The sequence below is a fragment of the Nostoc sp. LEGE 12454 genome, from assembly GCF_056620565.1.
Genome location: NZ_JBWQXL010000015.1, coordinates 21,685 through 37,686 on the forward strand (window position 1 = coordinate 21,685; position 16,002 = coordinate 37,686).

15 protein-coding genes are annotated in these 16,002 nt (G+C 42.2%); 8 read left to right on the top strand and 7 right to left on the bottom strand.

Annotated elements, in window-relative coordinates:
• The first annotated feature begins 67 nt into the window (after positions 1-67).
• Positions 68-688: a Uma2 family endonuclease gene (locus tag AC1F2U_RS17425; protein WP_480262245.1), complete on the top strand. Its 621-nt coding sequence runs from the start codon at positions 68-70 to the stop codon at positions 686-688.
• A gap of 148 nt (positions 689-836) precedes the next feature.
• On the opposite strand, the gene AC1F2U_RS17430 is transcribed toward AC1F2U_RS17425, so the two are convergent.
• Complete coding sequence (locus AC1F2U_RS17430) at positions 837-989, bottom strand: hypothetical protein (RefSeq protein WP_167306193.1); 153 nt, start codon at positions 987-989, stop codon at positions 837-839.
• A gap of 453 nt (positions 990-1,442) precedes the next feature.
• Between AC1F2U_RS17430 and AC1F2U_RS17435 the strand changes: the two genes are divergently transcribed.
• The 5 genes from AC1F2U_RS17435 to AC1F2U_RS17455 all read left to right on the top strand — a co-directional run bounded on the left by AC1F2U_RS17435 (position 1,443) and on the right by AC1F2U_RS17455 (position 6,330).
• On the top strand, positions 1,443-2,858 hold the full coding sequence (locus AC1F2U_RS17435) for a nicotinate phosphoribosyltransferase (protein WP_480262246.1): 1,416 nt from the start codon (positions 1,443-1,445) through the stop codon (positions 2,856-2,858).
• A 65-nt stretch (positions 2,859-2,923) separates the two neighbouring features.
• The gene (locus AC1F2U_RS17440) at positions 2,924-3,523 is read left to right on the top strand and encodes a nicotinate-nucleotide adenylyltransferase (protein ID WP_480262247.1); all 600 of its coding nucleotides are present in this window, start codon (positions 2,924-2,926) and stop codon (positions 3,521-3,523) included.
• Positions 3,484-4,230, top strand: coding sequence for an NUDIX hydrolase (locus tag AC1F2U_RS17445; RefSeq protein ID WP_163929288.1), 747 nt, complete (start codon positions 3,484-3,486; stop codon positions 4,228-4,230). The genes AC1F2U_RS17440 and AC1F2U_RS17445 overlap by 40 nt, the downstream gene beginning before the upstream one ends.
• 87 nt (positions 4,231-4,317) lie before the next feature.
• Positions 4,318-6,036 carry an NAD+ synthase gene (locus AC1F2U_RS17450; RefSeq protein WP_480262332.1) on the top strand — a complete coding sequence of 573 codons (1,719 nt, stop codon included), beginning with the start codon at positions 4,318-4,320 and terminating at the stop codon, positions 6,034-6,036.
• A gap of 75 nt (positions 6,037-6,111) precedes the next feature.
• Entirely contained in the window at positions 6,112-6,330 is a 219-nt protein-coding gene (locus AC1F2U_RS17455) for a transferase hexapeptide repeat containing protein (protein WP_480262248.1), read from the top strand.
• A gap of 437 nt (positions 6,331-6,767) precedes the next feature.
• Here the strand turns inward: AC1F2U_RS17455 and AC1F2U_RS17460 are convergent, their stop codons facing one another.
• Together AC1F2U_RS17460 and AC1F2U_RS17465 are read right to left on the bottom strand one after the other, a co-directional pair.
• On the bottom strand, positions 6,768-7,034 hold the full coding sequence (locus AC1F2U_RS17460) for a hypothetical protein (RefSeq protein WP_480262249.1): 267 nt from the start codon (positions 7,032-7,034) through the stop codon (positions 6,768-6,770).
• Between the two features lie 115 nt (positions 7,035-7,149).
• Entirely contained in the window at positions 7,150-10,476 is a 3,327-nt protein-coding gene (locus tag AC1F2U_RS17465) for a leucine-rich repeat domain-containing protein (RefSeq protein ID WP_480262250.1), read from the bottom strand.
• Positions 10,477-10,705: 229 nt separating this feature from the next.
• Between AC1F2U_RS17465 and AC1F2U_RS17470 the strand changes: the two genes are divergently transcribed.
• Positions 10,706-11,599 carry a peptidoglycan-binding domain-containing protein gene (locus AC1F2U_RS17470; RefSeq protein WP_480262251.1) on the top strand — a complete coding sequence of 298 codons (894 nt, stop codon included), beginning with the start codon at positions 10,706-10,708 and terminating at the stop codon, positions 11,597-11,599.
• A gap of 93 nt (positions 11,600-11,692) precedes the next feature.
• Here the strand turns inward: AC1F2U_RS17470 and hemJ are convergent, their stop codons facing one another.
• From hemJ to psbQ, 4 genes are all read right to left on the bottom strand, one after another.
• Positions 11,693-12,274 (bottom strand): protoporphyrinogen oxidase HemJ, encoded by a 582-nt coding sequence (hemJ, locus tag AC1F2U_RS17475; protein WP_480262252.1) that lies wholly within the window; start codon positions 12,272-12,274, stop codon positions 11,693-11,695.
• Positions 12,275-12,514: 240 nt separating this feature from the next.
• Positions 12,515-13,366, bottom strand: coding sequence for an alpha/beta fold hydrolase (locus AC1F2U_RS17480; protein WP_480262253.1), 852 nt, complete (start codon positions 13,364-13,366; stop codon positions 12,515-12,517).
• 146 nt (positions 13,367-13,512) lie between these two features.
• Positions 13,513-14,616 carry an NAD(P)/FAD-dependent oxidoreductase gene (locus tag AC1F2U_RS17485; RefSeq protein ID WP_480262254.1) on the bottom strand — a complete coding sequence of 368 codons (1,104 nt, stop codon included), beginning with the start codon at positions 14,614-14,616 and terminating at the stop codon, positions 13,513-13,515.
• 91 nt (positions 14,617-14,707) lie between these two features.
• Positions 14,708-15,163 (bottom strand): photosystem II protein PsbQ, encoded by a 456-nt coding sequence (gene psbQ / locus AC1F2U_RS17490; protein ID WP_480262333.1) that lies wholly within the window; start codon positions 15,161-15,163, stop codon positions 14,708-14,710.
• 364 nt (positions 15,164-15,527) lie between these two features.
• Between psbQ and AC1F2U_RS17495 the strand changes: the two genes are divergently transcribed.
• Positions 15,528-15,956, top strand: a complete 429-nt coding sequence (locus tag AC1F2U_RS17495; protein ID WP_480262255.1) for a hypothetical protein — start codon at positions 15,528-15,530, stop codon at positions 15,954-15,956.
• Positions 15,957-16,002 lie beyond the last annotated feature (46 nt).

The following is a 16,002-nucleotide window of genomic DNA, read 5'->3' on the forward strand; positions in this document are numbered from 1 at the left end:
TCTTAAGTAAGTGGGTTGAATTATATTAGGACTTACGTACACTCTACGATTTTTGGGAATAATCACAATGGTTCAATCAGCCTCAAAAGTTCTAACCGTTGATGAATTTATTAGCCATTACGGTGAGTGCGATCGCTATGAACTAATTGATGGTGAATTAATTGAGATGGAACCAACCGGGCCACACGAGCAAGTATCTGCATTGATTGGGCGAAAGCTAAATGTAGAAAATGAGCGTCAGGATCTAAGCTACTTTATTCCCCATCGCTGTCTAATCAAACTCTTAGGAACAGAAACAGCTTTTCGCCTCGATGTAATTGTGTTAGACCAAACTCAATTAATTAATGAACCATTATGGCAACAACAAGCTGTAATTATATCAGGAAACTCAATCAAACTGATTGCTGAAGTTGTCAGCACAAACTGGCAAAACGATTACGCCCGTAGAGCCGAAGACTACGCCCTGTTAGGAATTCCTGAATATTGGATTGTTGATTATTTAGGTATTGGTGGCAGACAATATATTGGCAAACCCAAACAGCCAACGGTGACAATTTGCAACCTCATAAAGGATGAGTATCAAAAACAATTATTTCAAAATAACGATCGACTTATCTCCTTAATCTTTCCTAACTTGCAACTAACGGCACAACAAATATTTTCGGCTAGACAATCTGTTACTAAGTAGTTTATGTCAATCGCAACGCAACAATAGCAATCCTATTTGATTGGTTCTCCACCGAAAAAATCAGATCCCCGACTTCTTCAATAAGTCGGGGATCTTTTTGTTCATAAATATTTTTCACATGCCGTATCAGCACCTACTATATCAGCACCTAATTATTATCATCTTTACGCTTATCGTAAGGCTCACCTGTAAAAGGTTGTACGCCTGTAGCAGGATAAGCGTCATCATTAGGTCCAAAAATCCGCATTGCAGCTTCAGAAATATACTTGGTTATGTTCGCAATGATGTTGGAAATAGCCATAATATTGGACTCCTTTTTTCGAGCCGCTTTAATTGTGCTACCTATACTCTAATACTGATATTGAAGCGTTGCATATATTCTCAATATATTGAGAATATATGCAATGTTTATTCAGATAACTTTGCAATACTTTAGCTTGTCAAAAAGTCAAGCTTTTCTCTTCGATTCTAATTGTAACATAGTTGTTTCTTTCAACCCATTTGGGAAAAGAGCGAAGCAAAACAAACTTTCTCTGACAGGATATTATTTTTCTTCATTAGCCGCCCGATATAATTAACATTATTACTAGCCATTACTATTAAAAAACATTAAGTATTTGATGAAGTTAGTATTAAGCTACCGATAAATCTACTGTTCTACGGCAATCTCAGACAATATACTTGCAGGGAGTTGACATTATTTATGGTAAATATTACCATAAATAAAAGAAGCATCTTGTAAGGAAGCTCTTGCATGACAACTTTGCCAGATTTGGACTATGTATATAAACAGCAAAGCCAGCAGAACCCGGAACTGAACCTTTCTGCCGATGACTACAGCTTGCTGACCGACCTTTACCAGTTGACGATGGCAGCTTGTTACACAGGCGAAGGTATAGAACAACGACGGGCAAGCTTTGAATTGTCTGTCAGAAGATTGCCAGAGGGTTTTGGTTATTTGATTGCAATGGGGCTAACGCAAGCATTGGAATATTTAGCCAAAATCCGCTTTAGTTCCGCGCAAATTGCGGCATTACAGGCAACGGGAATTTTTGCTCACGCAGGCGATCGCTTTTGGTCACTTTTAGCTGAGGGAAAGTTTACGGGTGATGTTTGGGCAGTACCAGAAGGGACGGCTGTGTTTGCCAATCAACCATTGTTGCGGGTGGAAGCACCTCTTTGGCAAGCGCAACTAGTAGAAACTTACCTGCTGAATACGATTAATTACCAGACTTTGATTGCCACAAAAGCAGCACGGTTGCGGGATGTAGCGGGGGAATCAGCAACACTTTTAGAATTTGGCACCAGACGAGCATTTAGTCCCCAAGGGTCTTTGTGGGCGGCGCGGGCGGCGTTGGCGGGTGGGTTAGATTCCACTTCCAATGTGTTAGCGGCGCTACAACTGGGACAAAAGCCAAGTGGTACGATGGCACACGCCTTGGTGATGGCATTGTCAGCAATAGAAGGCACTGAAGAACAAGCTTTTAGTGCATTTCATCGCTATTTTCCGGGTGCGCCATTACTAATTGATACTTACGATACCATTGCTGCTGCCCAGCGCTTGGCCGAAAAAGTAAATTCCGGGGAAATGCAATTAACAGGAGTGAGATTGGACTCAGGAGATTTAGTTACCTTATCAAAACAGGTGCGATCGCTCCTTCCCGGTGTGCCAATTTTTGCCAGTGGTGATTTGGATGAGTGGGAAATTGCCAGATTAAAAGCTGCTGGGGCGCAAATTGATGGTTACGGATTGGGAACGCGACTAGTTACAGGTTCGCCTGTCAATGGAGTTTATAAACTTGTAGACATTGATGGCATCCCCGTGATGAAACAGTCTAGTGGTAAAGTTACTTATCCAGGACGCAAGCAGATTTTTCGCTCGTTTACGGGAGGAAAGGTAAAAGCAGACAGGTTGGGACTTTTAGGTGAAAGTCTTCTGGACGAAGAACCTTTGTTGCAGTTAGTAGTCCAAGAAGGTGAACGGGTGCAGCCGTTGGAGTCGTTGGCAACAATTCGTCAGCGTACCGCCGCTTCAGTTGCTAGTTTGCCACAACAAACACGGCTCTTGGATCGTCCTGTAGCTGTAGAAGTGGAAATTTCTGAGGGGTTACGGGTGTTGACTGAAGAAACTAAGAAACGAACCGCAGAGGCGCTGAGTACACAGAGGTAATAATTACTCTTTCGGTATGTCTTAATTACGAACTACGAATTACGAATTACGAATTACGAATTACTATGAGAGTTGCTTTGTTTGGAACTAGTGCCGATCCACCAACTGCTGGACATCAAAAAATTCTGAGTTGGTTGTCTGAGCGTTATGATTGGGTAGCGGTTTGGGCGGCGGATAATCCGTTTAAGTCTCATCAAACACCCTTAGAACATCGGGCGGCAATGTTGCGACTGTTGATTGCGGATATAGACGCACCACGGCACAATATTGCTTTGGAACAAGAATTGAGTAGCTTCAGAACGCTGGAAACAGTGGAAAAAGCCAAGCTTACTTGGGGTGAAGACGCGGAATTGACGTTGATTGTTGGTTCAGATTTACTGAGTCAGCTACCACGTTGGTATCGCATTGAAGATTTGTTACAGGAAGTGCAACTACTGATTGTACCGCGACCCGGATATGTAATAGATGAGTCTAGTTCAGAGGTAGTGCAAAAGCTGGGAGGGAAAATTGCGATCGCTAGTCTGACCGGTCTAGATGTTTCCTCAACAGCGTACCGCGAACATAGAGATCCCCAAGCCCTCACAGCCCCTGTAGTTGCCTATATTAATCGAGAGCATTTGTACGAATGCCAGGACGTTCACCAAAAAAGATACCAACTCCGTTAAACCAACAACCTTTGGCCGATTTCAAGGTTGGTGTTGATAATGTAATTTTTTCTGTAGATACTGTACAAAATCGGCTGTTAGTTCTACTAGTAATGCGACAGCAAGAACCATTTCTAAATCATTGGAGTCTTCCCGGTACTTTGGTACGTCCAGGAGAGTCTTTAGAAGATGCCGCTTATCGCATTATGGCGGAGAAAATTAAGGTCAACAATCTCTATTTAGAACAACTGTATACATTTGGCGGGCCGAATCGCGATCCACGGGAAGCAACTGATAGTTATGGTGTGCGTTATTTATCAGTTAGTTACTTTGCCCTAGTGCGATTTGAAGAAGCCGAATTGATTGCCGATCGCATGACTGGCATCGCTTGGTATCCGGTAAAACAAGTGCCGCAATTAGCTTTTGACCATAATGAAATTCTGGCTTATGGACACAGGCGATTGCGAAATAAATTAGAGTATAGCCCAGTGGCTTTTGAAGTCTTGCCAGAAATGTTCACCTTGAATGATTTATATCAGTTATACGCCACAGTTTTAGGTGATAACTTTTCCGATTATTCTAATTTTCGAGCGCGTCTACTCAAGTTAGGTTTTTTATGCGATACCGGAATTAAGGTATCACGAGGTGCTGGTCGTCCGGCTAGTTTGTATAAGTTTGACGCGGAAGCTTTTGCTCCCTTAAAAGATAAACCTTTGGTGTTTATTTAACCAATCACTTTTCAGAGTCAAAAGTCCTGAGTAACCTATTTTGACTCTTGAGAAATGACAAATGACCAATGACAAATGAAAAATAATATGAAAATTGCGATCGCTCAAATTAATCCTACTATCGGTGATTTGCTTTTAAATGCCCAAAAAATTCTAGAGGCGGCACAACGAGCAGCATCTAGCGGTGCGCGTTTATTGTTAACACCAGAACTTTCTTTGTGCGGCTATCCACCAAGAGATTTATTACTAAATCCTAGTTTTGTGGAAGCGATGGGCATCACTTTACAAAACTTGGCTCAGGATTTACCACCAAATTTAGCTGTGTTGGTAGGAACTGTTGAACAGAACCTCGAAGCGTCTATTACTGGCGCTAAAACTTTATTTAACAGCATGGCTTTGTTAGAGAATGGCACGGTCAAGCAAGTTTTTCACAAACGACTTTTGCCTACTTACGATGTATTTGACGAACGTCGCTATTTTGAACCAGGTTTACAAGCCAATTATTTCACTTTAGATAATATCCATATTGGCGTAACTATTTGCGAAGATTTATGGAACGATGAGGAATTTTGGGGCAAACGCAGTTACGCAGTCAATCCGATTGCTGACTTAGCAATTTTGGGTGTAGATTTAATTGTAAATTTGTCTGCTTCCCCCTACACTGCCGGCAAACAGCAGTTTCGAGAAACAATGCTCAGGCATAGTGCAATACGTTTTCAACAACCGATGATTTATGCTAATCAGGTTGGCGGAAATGATGACCTAATTTTTGATGGGCGGAGTTTTGCCTTGAATCGTCAAGGTGAAGTTATGTGTCGTGCCCGTGGCTTTGATACTGATTTATTAGTAGTTGAATTTGACGAGGTGCAACGTGATTTACAGTTGGGTTCTATAGCACCAGTCTATGAATCGGAAGATGAAGAAATTTGGCAAGCTTTGGTTTTGGGAGTGCGAGATTACGCTCGTAAGTGCCGCTTTTCTAAAGTAGTTTTGGGTTTAAGTGGCGGGATTGACTCTGCCATAGTAGCTGCGATCGCCACTGCGGCACTTGGTAAAGAAAATGTCCTTGGTGTTCTCATGCCTTCCCCTTATAGTTCCGAGCATTCCATTAGCGATGCTTTGGCATTAGCCGAAAATTTGGGGATTAAAACTAATCTTTTACGGATTGGAGAGTTAATGCAAGGCTTCGATCAAACATTAGGCGATTTGTTTGCAGGTACAGAGTTTGGACTGGCTGAGGAGAATATACAGTCCCGAATTCGCGGTAATTTATTAATGGCGATCGCTAATAAATTTGGCTATCTGCTTTTATCTACCGGTAACAAGTCAGAAATGGCAGTTGGTTACTGTACACTCTACGGCGATATGAATGGCGGGTTAGCAGTGATTGCAGATGTACCTAAAACCCGCGTGTATTCACTTTGCCATTGGTTAAATCGCAATAATGAAATCATCCCGGAAAACGTCTTGACTAAAGCACCCAGCGCCGAACTCAAACCAGGCCAAGTGGATCAAGACTCTCTACCACCTTACGAAATTTTGGACGATATTTTGCAACGCCTGGTTCACAACCACCAATCAGCAGCGCAAATTGTTGCAGCCGGTCACGATGCGGTGATTGTAGACAGAGTAATTCAAATGGTGGCGCGGGCTGAATTTAAACGGCGACAAGCACCCCCCGGCTTAAAAATCACCGATCGCGCCTTTGGAACTGGTTGGCGAATGCCAATTGCTAGTAACTGGGTTGGTGTCAAAAAGGCTTACCAGGCTAAAACTACAGCTACATCTAACCTTAGTTTATTGTGATGGACAACGATGCTCATCCGCGTTGTCCAGGCGCGGATAAGCATTAACATTGAAACTAAAGTCTCAAAGAAAATTATGTTAGATGAAGCAAATTTTGAACAACGTTTAGCGATTCTTGAACAAACAGTTGCAGATATCAAACATCAAGTCATTGATGCGCCTACCTCTAGTAATTGGCTAGAAAAGGTTATTGGCTCAATCTCTGATGAACCAGCATTTTTGGAAGCTTTAGAGTATGGTCGGTCATTACGCCACGCTGACATATTAACAGAAGAGGCTGGCGAGCAACTGTGAGATATCTACTGGACACTGACCATATCAGTTTTCTTCAAAGACGCTCAGGAACAGAGTTTTTAACATTAGCTGCTCATATTGCCCAGCATTAGGCTACAGATTTTGCTTTTTCTATTGTTAGTTTCCATGAGCAAGTAATTGGCGCTCATACCTTTATTACTCGTTTTCAAACACCTAGTAATGTAGTTCGGGGATATACTCTGCTAATGGAAATCATTCGGGGTTTTCGGCAGCACCAATTTTACCATTCGATGCTGAAGCAGTAACCATATTTGAAGGGTTACGAGCGCCAAGAGTTCGTATAGCCACGATGGATTTAAGAATAGCTTCGATTGCACTTTCCCGGAGCTTAGTATTATTGACTCGCAACACTAGCGACTTCAGCAAAGTTCCAAACTTAATAACACAGGATTGGACTGTGTAAGCTCTAAAGTGAATTAGAGAGCTAAAGATTTACTTTCAACCTTCACCATTCCACCTCTGAACTTGAAGATTGCACCTTGGAACATGAGTTGTCGAGTTACAGAAGCGATCGCTTGACCTTTAACCCTCGAACTTAAGCCTTTTATCCTCGCAGATGCACCTTTAACCCTCGAAGTTGCACCTTTTATCCTCGAAGTTGCGCCTTTTATCCCCGCAGCTGTGCCTTTTATCCTCGCAGTTGAACCTTTTACCCTCGAAGTTGCACCTTTTATCCTTATCATTTTACTTTTGAACTTAAAGCTTGCACCTCAGAATACAAATTGGCGAGTTAAAAGGGCGTAGGTTTAGCCCACCGGAAACATTACTCAGCCTCTGAGCTTAATCAATAGGCTATTTTTACTCATCTAAACGGTGTGCGATCGCATTCAGCAATTCCTCAAAGTCTGATTCGCTGTGAATATTAGGGGTGAGCGTGTTCATATCTTTTAGCAGGTTGGTGAGTTCCGCGATCGTGTTGCGAATCTCGGTGTATTGATCAATTTCTTCTCGAAATCCCTGCAAATTAGCTGCACCAACTTCTCTCATCCCTTCGTCTAATTCTTTAATTTCGTCTTCCCAATGCTTAATATATTTAAGTCTTGCAACAGGTTTATAAATTTGGGTATCCGCTAACACAATCGGGAAAATTCGATTATAAAATTCACCGTTTTTAGCAATTTGCACTAGCTCAAACATACAATTGGGAGATTTTAAATACTTATCACTAATAACTGCGATCGCACATTTACCCCGTCCAATCCGTTCCATGAAAGCTTTAATTAGTCCTTTGTAGCCTAAATCACGTTTATCCCAGATGATTTTGATTCCTTTTGACTGGAAAGTTTCATCCAGTTTATTGACAAATTGCTCACTTTCTCCACCCCAAGCATAAGAGATGAAAATTTCCTTCTCGAATTCTGGTGTAGATGGACGAGTTACTATGCAATTTTCTTCTTGATCCTGTTCACGCTGTCGTTCCTGTCGTTCTTCCTTGAGTTCAATGCCATCAAGCAGTTGTCGAGCATTGAATGGTTCTGTCAAACCTGGGGGAATGATAGGTAAGTTCTTCTGTTCATAAACGAGCAGGTTTTTGTAGTCCACAACAATATTTGGGTGTCCCGGAATCGGTACTTTCTCTTCTGGTAGCAACCCTTTAATAGTTTGGTGGATGGCATCAAACTGAGAACGGATCATTGCTAGTAATTCTCGGCGAGTGGAAGGTGAACCGCTGATAGTGATGAAGATTTTGCGGTCTTCCTGATCGCTTTTGACAAGTGCCCGATTACCAAGGTGTTTGAGAACAATGCCGCTACGCCACCAAGTCTGGCGATCGCTGTTATGGTGCATCCGTACAATAAAGCGGGAGATAATACTGTTGGGGAGGACGCTGTAATGATACTGGAATGCCAAACCACTTTCCCAATCGCCCGTGGCGGGTTCTTCTTTAGGCAACAAGTCGGGGATGAGAAAGCGATCGCCGTTGCCATCCTCTAGCGGAAAGCAGAGTTCAAACTTCCGCATCATATCGATGATGAATAGTGGCTTATTGCCAGGATAGCGGGAGTTATCTAAAATCCGGTTAAGTTGAGTGCGATCCAGAATACCCCGAAATTCAGTCATCAGGCGATTGTCATTGAGGATCTTGTAAACTCCGTTCGTTACCCATTCTGGATTTAAAACTCCCATTTCTGCCAAACGCGGATCATCCCGGAAATTTAGAACAATACCAAGTTGATGCAAAAGTTCAATCAGGGTAGTTTGGCTTAATGAATCGCTGACTTGCTCCTCCTGAGACAGACTTTCGTATTCACTATAGGGGATGTAGTCCTGTTGCATCTGTTCCAAGCGGGTTTTGACCTGGAACCAGCTTTGGGGTAATGGGTCGTGAATGTGATCTAAGTTGGCAATTTGGTTAGTAATAGCTGACTGCAATTGCTCTATACCTTCCCCAGTCTGACAGGATATAGACATGATGCCTTTAATAGCGGGATATTTCTGGCACAGGCCGCGCTGATCGATGTCGAGGGGATGTTGGTCAATCTTGTTGCCAACAATCAAAATAGGTGAATCATTGCTAAAACTCTGAATAATCTTGAGCCAGTATTCTAGTTTGTTTTGCAGTTCATCTACGCGAGAATCAAGCACTAGCAGATAAAGACTACGTTTAGTAAGAAAGAACTGGTGGGTGGCGTGCATGATTTCTTGTCCACCAAAGTCCCACACGTTGAGCCGGATTAACTGATTGTTGACAGGAATCTGCCAGTTTCTGATATTGATGCCTTCAGTCTTGCGTTCGTGGGGATTGTAGTAATTATCGATTAGCCGTTTAACAAGAGAGGTTTTACCAACACTACCTTGACCAACTAGTAGCATTTTGGCTTCATTGAGAGGCTTTTTCTCTTCTTTCTGAAGTTGGAAAAAATAGTTGAGTATCGTAGATGGATCGCCAGGATTTCTGCGGAGATCCGCTACTCCTAAAATTTCAGGTGGAATAGGAAGTTTGTTACCTCTTAGGTCTAATCTTTTGAGCTTAGTAAGTTGCCAGATTTCTTTAGGTAGTGTGTCTAGAAGATTGTTGCGAAGGTTTAATCTGCTTAGTTCAAAAAGCTGCTCAATCCCATCAGGCAACATTTTTATTCGTCCATCACGTAGGTCAAGTAGAGTCAAGTTGGTGAGTTTCCATATTTCTACAGGCAAAGTTTCTAATCTACTATTACTAAGCTTGAGTTCTTCTAATTTAGTAAGTTGACCAATTTCTGGTGTCAGCCTCATCAGTGGGTTGTTGTTAAGGTCAAGCTCACTGAGGTTTGAGAGTTGACCAATCTCTTCTGGTAACTTTGTTAGTTGATTATTGCTGAGGTCAAGCTCACTGAGGTTTGAGAGTTGACCAATCTCTGCCGGTAGCTTTGTTAGTTGATTATTGCTGAGGTCAAGCCATTTGAGGTTGAGGAGTTGACCAATTTCTACTTGCAGTCTCGTCAGTTGATTGTTACTGAGGTTAAGAACACTGAGTTCTATGAGTTGACCAATCTCTGCTGGCAGCGTTGTCAGTTGATTGTAGCTGAGATGAAGCATTTTGAGGTTGGCGAGTTGACCAATCTCTACTGGCAGCGTCGTCAGTTGATTAAAATACAACCAAAGCAGGTAGAGGTTGGTGAGTAGACCAATCTCTGTTGGCAGTGTCATCAGTTTATTATTGCTTAGGTCAAGTCCACTGAGGTTGATGAGTTGACCAATCTCTGCTGGCAGCGTCGCTAGTTGATTGTAGTGGAGCTTAAGCCCACTGAGGTTGATGAGTTGACCAATCTCTGCTGGCAGCGTCGTCAGTTTATTATTGCTTAGGTCAAGCTCACTGAGGTTGATGAGTTGACCAATCTCTGCTGGTAGCGTCGTCAGTTTATTATTGCTTAGGTCAAGCTCACTGAGGTTAATAAGTTGACTAATCTCTGCTGGCAGTATCGTTAGTTCATTGTAGCCAAGGTAAAGCTTATTGAGGTTGGTGAGTTGGCCAATCTCTGGTGGTAGCGTCGTCAGTTGATTGGAGTAAAGGTAAAGCCTGCTGAGATTTATGAGTTGACCAATCTCTGCTGGTAACTTTGTTAAGTTTTTGCCAGATAGGTTTAATATTGTTGCTTTGTCTCTAGTAGCTTCTTCAATAATTTGCAGCAGTTCTTCGTTAGTCATTTCGGGTTTTACAGAGGCGATGCCTGACGACGAGTTGCTGCTTGGACGCGCAGCAGGAAATTGAGCTAATTAATAATGTAGCCTGTATGAAGTATTGCATTCAGGCAATGCGCGTGCGATCGCAGTCTCCAGATGACATCATATTTGAGGTTGTAGTATAGTTTTAGACGACATCAGTTTTAAAAATGATGTTTATACTTAGAACTCAGTAAATGAAAGCAGGTGCATAATGAAACTACAAGATTTCTTGGGAAAAGAGGAAAAATGGTCGTTTGATGCGATCGCAGAAGATGCAGACTTGGCTCGTCAGATTCAGGTACTGTTAATCGGCTTAGGTTTGCTAGAACCTCCAGCCGATGGGAAATTTGGCCCTGTTTCTGCGATCGCTATCAAAAAATTTCAAGAATTAACAAAGACTGAAGAGAGTGGGTTTTTAGGAGCAGTCACAGCCAAAAAGCTAATTGAAACTAAAATAGACGATCTTCCTAAACCCCCTTTAAAACTAGGCAATGACATCGCTAGTAAGATTGTGAAATATATGTTAGCCAAAGGTTATCAAGTATTTACCAATCCCAAAGAATACAATATTGTTTATGTAGAGGGTATCAATGGAGACTGGACTCTCAACAGTGATACACCCAATCAATTTAACGATCGCCGCATTGTCATTGAAGTAGTAAATGGTGTTCCCAAAATCGTAGATCACTGGGAAGCTACAACAGAACCAGGGAGGTACTACACTTACAATCCGATGAATTCCAAAGGAGCAGCTAGGATTCAGTTTGGACAATACAAAGCTTGGGCTGTTGGTACTCACGGCACCGCCGAACCTCATGAAGCGTTAGTGCAAGTTGGAGATATAACTGTTTGTAGAGATTTCAACAAAGATTTTAAACGGACTGGCGACAAACTTGATACAGGTGATAATTTTTATGTGAATCAACACTACGGCTTTGATTTTCCCCAAAATGATATTCGCCTTGCTAGCGCGGGTTGTTTAGTGGGACGTAGCCGTGAGGGACATAGAGAGTTTATGGCAATTATTAAACAAGACCGACGTTATGTCGCTAATCGCAAATATGTTTTCTACAGTACCGTAATTCCTGGGGATGATTTACTGTAAACGTTTCCAGGATGAGGTAATGGTTAATTGGTAGCATTTATTGTTGTGATGCAACGTTTAGTAAGGTAGCACGACTGTGCTACCTTACTTTGTCTAACTTTGTTCTTGTGGTTGCCCTATTTGTGCCGTCAATTTCTCTTTATCCAGCCTGCGTTTTTTGGCGTAAAGTTGAATAGTGACTGCCATCAAAATAATCATGGCGAAAATAGCCCAAGCAGCGATATCTGTAGGTAAATTATTTTTAAACACAGCCAGCAAAACGATCGCTACTAACATAACTGTAGGCGCTTCATTTAAAGCACGTAATTGCTGACCACTCCAGCGACACTCATCTACTGCTAATTTCTTCATCAACCGAGCGCAGTAATGATGATAGCCAATTAAAATCGCCACAAACAGAAGTTTGATATGCAACCAACCCTCTTTTAAAACGTCCGGTTCAGTGGTTAATAAACCGATGGCCATTGCGATCGTCACGAACATTCCTGGATTAGTGATGATAGAGTAAAGGCGCTTTTCCATAATTTGATACTGATTTTTCAGTATCGTTCGTGCTGGTTCAGGTTCTTCGTTCGCTTCAACGTGATAGATAAAAAGACGTACTAAGTAAAATAAACCAGCGAACCAAACTACAAATCCGACAATATGAAAAGCTTTAAACCATGAATAAGCCATGAATCATAATCTCCTTTACTTCTGGTTGCGATCCATTTTTAATGGTAATAAAAAGGAGTCAGAATTCATAATCCTCCAACCGTGAAAGGATGGAATCTTAATAATAAAGAATATTTCAATTTAGCCACTTCATCTTCCATTTAGTAGTGATTTGGAATCCTCGACTAATTGATTCTGAATTCTGACTCCTGAATTCTGACATTCATTTTTATAATATCGATTTTTGCCAGAGCTATATTCTCAATGAGCATCTTTACGACGCACAAAGGGTAAAAGGTCTTCCAAAATCGCTTCGTGGTAGTGTTCTTGAGGATAATGTCCGACGTTATTAAGTTTTATTAATTCAGTGTTTGGTACGGAATTGGCAAAGTTTTCGGCAATGTCTACAGGTAGCCAAGGGTCAATCATACCCCATTGAATCAGAATTGGTTGTTGCCATTCTTTAAAGCCAGATTGTATTTCTGTCATTGCAGAATCAAGCTGTAAATTGCGAATACTTGCTAAGAGACTTCGACCAGATGAAGAACTTTTTAAAAAGGGTTTTCGATAAATATCTAAATCCTTATCTCCTATGCGATAACGGCTTCCGCCTTCTAGCGTCCGATCGACTAATAAGGGGTCTTGGGTCATGACTTCACCTGCTAAAGGTAAACCCATTTGTTTAATTTTCCAGGGTAATTTAGCAGCCGTTGAAATGGGTGTATTTAAAATAGCTAAATTAGCAATTTGTTCTGGATGACGCAAAGCATATTGTAGTCCTACGGAACCTAAAAAGCCTTGGACAACTAAAGAAAAATGTTCGAGTTCTAAGGCTTTAATAAATCCTTCTAAAGCTGTGATAAAAGCATCGGGAGTGTAAGCAAAATCTCGTTTTTCTGGTTTGGCAGAAAAGCCGTAACCAATCCAATCAGGAGCGATCGCTCTTGTCCCCTGATTCGCCAACGCAGGTATAATATGACGCCAACTATAACTTTGTGAAACTAAGCCGTGTAGCAACACCACAGGCGCTAAGTCACTTCTGCCGATTGGTAAAGATTCTCGATAAAACCATTCCAGTGAATCTACATTGATTTTATGTTCTGTTATTGACACGTTATTTTCCTATATTGGGCATCCCTTCGGCTTACTTCGACTACGCTCAGTACAAGTCGCTCAGGGCAAGTGGGAATTGGGCATTGAGTTGTTTGTTATTCTTCTCCTGCTCCTTGGTCACTGAGCGTAGCCGAAGTGCTGCTCCCTCATCCCCCCATTCCCTGAGAAATAATCATCTCACGAATCGCATAAGCTGTAGCGGGTGCTAATAAAACGCCGTTGCGATAGTGTCCGGTGGCTAGGAGGACGTTACTAAAACCTGGTAACTTACCAATAACTGGGGCTGGGCGACCTTCAGGGCGGGGACGTAACCCTGACCAAGTGCGGAGAATAGTTGCTGTGGCTAATTCTGGACAAAATCCGATCGCTTGTTCTCTAACAGATTCCAGCAGTTCTTGATTTGGCGGTATCTCATCGCCATTGCTGGGAAATTCCACTGTTGCGCCTACCCAATAATCTCCACCGCCCACAGGAACAATATGGACATCGTTACCCGTTATCGCTGGCTGGAAGTCGGGATTACCTAATGGATGCCCTACACGCATTTGCAGCGCTTGCCCAAGTACGGGGCGGATATCAATTATCTGATTTAATTTTGCTGTTAGGGGTGTTGAACCTAATCCTGCTGCAATTACAAACCAATCAGCGGTTATTTTTCCTTCTGTAGTCTCAAGTTGATCGCAAAATTCAGGTGTTGAGATTGGGGCATCCAAAACAGTCACGCCAAATTTGAAAGTTACACCATTTTGCTGGGCAGCCTCAACTAAAGCTAATGTGAGGGCAGTTGGATCGATCTGGCGGTCTTGGGGAGAATAGACAGCGCCAGTAATTTTTTCGTTATTAATTTGAGGACAAATATTCTGGAGTTTAGCCGTGTCCCAAATTTCTAAATGCCAGCTTTGAGAGTGGCGAACTTCTACAAGTTTTTCCCATGCTGACATCCCCTCTAGGGAAGAATCAGACAAAAGCATGAGAATTCCCTGACGATTAAAAGGGATTTTGCGACCTGTTAAAGCTTCTAATTCGGGAATCAAAGTTTCATAGCGTTGGATGCTAGTTTGTCGCATCTGCCAAGCTTTGCCCTTGATTTTTTGGCTGATTACGCCCATCAAAACGCCAAGTGCAGCGCCCGTGGAAGCTTGGGCTGGTGGTTGGCGATCGCAAACTGTAATTTTCAGCCCTTTTACTAGACTCAGTTCGTAAGCGATCGCAGCCCCAACGACACCACAACCGATAATTACTACATTCATTACTTGTGCTTTAAGTGAGAAATTAGGAGTGAGGAGTTAAAAATTTCCAACTCCTAACTCCTATACAGACACGATAATCGCGTCTGTACTTTTAACCTTCTTCTTTTTTAGGAAGCAGATTGAGGAATTTGTCAATATCTGCGAAAGCAGCTTGGGATTGATTCAAGGCCACTAGAGGATTGCTAGCACTAGTAGCTTTATCAAGTTTAACCAGGTCGTTAAACAAATCTCGCGTTATCTGACGGGCTGCGGGTTGGTCTTTGGGCAGAAGGTTGGAAGTGACATAAGTCAAGTGCAGCCTTGCTTCTGTTATGGGCCCGTGTATAAAGTTACGCACATTGATCCAATCACCTTTTTGGATCAGGGTTTTCAACTCATCTGAGCGATCGCGCACAGCCTGAATTTCAGGAACATAAGCCTGAATTCTTTCAAGTTGAGTAGGTGTGTAAGTTGGAGGTGTTACTGAAGCACTAGGGCCGCCACAACTCATGAGGAATGTGGCCAATAATACTAGAACAAAGGAAAAAATCGAGCGTTGACGCGCCATGACAATGAACTTAATTGCTTTTTGTTTGCCGATTAACAGTGTCATTTTAGATCGTCGCTAGTGCAATTTTTCGTTCTTGTCTGCCAAGGATTTTGCAGAAAATTTGGATATTTGATCCAAAGGGCAGAGTTTTATCTGCTTTTTAGGAAATTTTAAGTACAATTACTTAATAGGTGTTAGACAGTCCCAAAAAGAAGCTATTTTTCACATCTGTTAGTAACAACGATTGTTAGGGAAGTCTGATTTAGAGTTGCTAAATCTCAAAGGTCTTGATAAGCTGTAACACCAATAATATAAGCCTTCTGGCGGTTTTTCTGTCTTCACATCCCCGAAGATGCCGACGCAATTATAGGAGTGTTTTTTAGTGAACGCAGCTGAACAGGCAACGAACCTTGAACTCGCCAACAACATTGCCACAGTGGTTAATTTGTTCAAATTCGAGTTTCCTGATGCCAAATCCGATCTCAAACCCTGGAAAAATGACCCGGAAACTAGGGAGTTAATCGATCCAGATTCTATAGATATTGGCTTTCACTTTCCTGGTATCAGCAAATCTTGGCGAAGTCGTAGTATTTTAATTCAAATCCGATTTTATCAAGATCCCATCAATAATTCCCGGCGTGCGATCGGTGTGGAGGTAGCTGGATTCGATCATCGCGGTGAAGCGTGGCGACTTTCTACGGTAGAAAACTGGAGTGTTGTCGGCGTATCTTCGCCTTCTGATGAAATCGAGGATAAGCTCAAACATATTTGCCGACAGATTTTAGAAGTTTTTAATAAACCAAGTGAATGAAGGGGGCAGGAGGCAGTGTTTCGACTACGCTCAACAACCAGGCAGG